We start from the raw sequence: 914 nt of genomic DNA, 5'->3' as shown, positions 1-914 counted from the left end.
AGTAACGGTTTAAAAACTTTATAGCAACTTTCAGGTCAAAGCATCTTTGATGTTTTGGAGTGATTGACGATGTGGACGCAAGAGAATCGAAGCCGGCATCAGCAGGTGAGGACGGCACTTAAACGTGGCTATCCCACAGATCTGAAAGATGAAGAGTGGCGTCTGATCGCACCGCTGCTGCCAAGGCAAGCGAAGACGGGAAGACCTCGCAAAACGGATTTGCGCACGGTGATCAATGCGCTGCGTTACATGGTACGGTCCGGATGCGAGTGGCGCATGCTGCCAAATGATTTCCCGCCGTATCAGACGGTTTATTACTGGTTTCGGCGGCTGATGCGGCGCATGCTGTTTCGTACCATTCATGACTTGGCGCTGATGCTCGATCGTATGTGCAATGAACGGGAGGTGCTGCCGAGTGCCGGTGTTGTCGATAGCCAGAGCGTGAAAGCGCCAGGGGCACGAACGAGAGGCTATGACGCCCACAAGAAACTCAGCGGGCGCAAACGCCATATCGCGGTCGACACGGACGGTCGCTTACTGGCGATGAACCTGACCCCAGCCGATATTGCCGACTCCACTGGTGCTCAGATGGTGCTCGACGGCCTGATTAAACGCTGGCCATGGGTGAAGCATCTGTTTGGGGATGCGGCATATGACCGCAAACAGTTGATGGACAAGGCTGCGTTTCTTGACTTCACGGTGGAAGTCGTGCGGCGCCTGCAAGGGCAGCAAGGTTTCGCTGTTCAACCCAGGCGCTGGGTGGTCGAGCGAACGTTTGCATGGCTGATGCGTTACCGGCGCTTGGTGCGCGACTACGAGCAGCGCATTGATGTTTCGGAAAATATGATTTACCTGGCCATGGGTTCGTTGCTGCTGCGTCGACTAAATTTCCGCTAAGTTATTAAACCGTTTCT

Annotated in this window: 1 protein-coding gene; it reads left to right on the top strand. The window is 54.5% G+C overall.

Annotation, left to right across the window (positions count from 1 at the left end):
• Positions 1 to 69: 69 nt before the first annotated feature.
• The gene (locus tag IGS60_RS28240) at positions 70 to 897 is read left to right on the top strand and encodes an IS5 family transposase (protein WP_230506905.1); all 828 of its coding nucleotides are present in this window, start codon (positions 70 to 72) and stop codon (positions 895 to 897) included.
• The last annotated feature ends 17 nt before the right edge of the window (positions 898 to 914 follow it).

The organism is Janthinobacterium sp. FW305-128 (assembly GCF_020858135.1).
Taxonomy (GTDB): domain Bacteria; phylum Pseudomonadota; class Gammaproteobacteria; order Burkholderiales; family Burkholderiaceae_D; genus Janthinobacterium.
The sequence above is the reverse complement of the archived record's forward strand: the minus strand, read 5'-3'. Positions and strand labels throughout refer to the sequence as shown.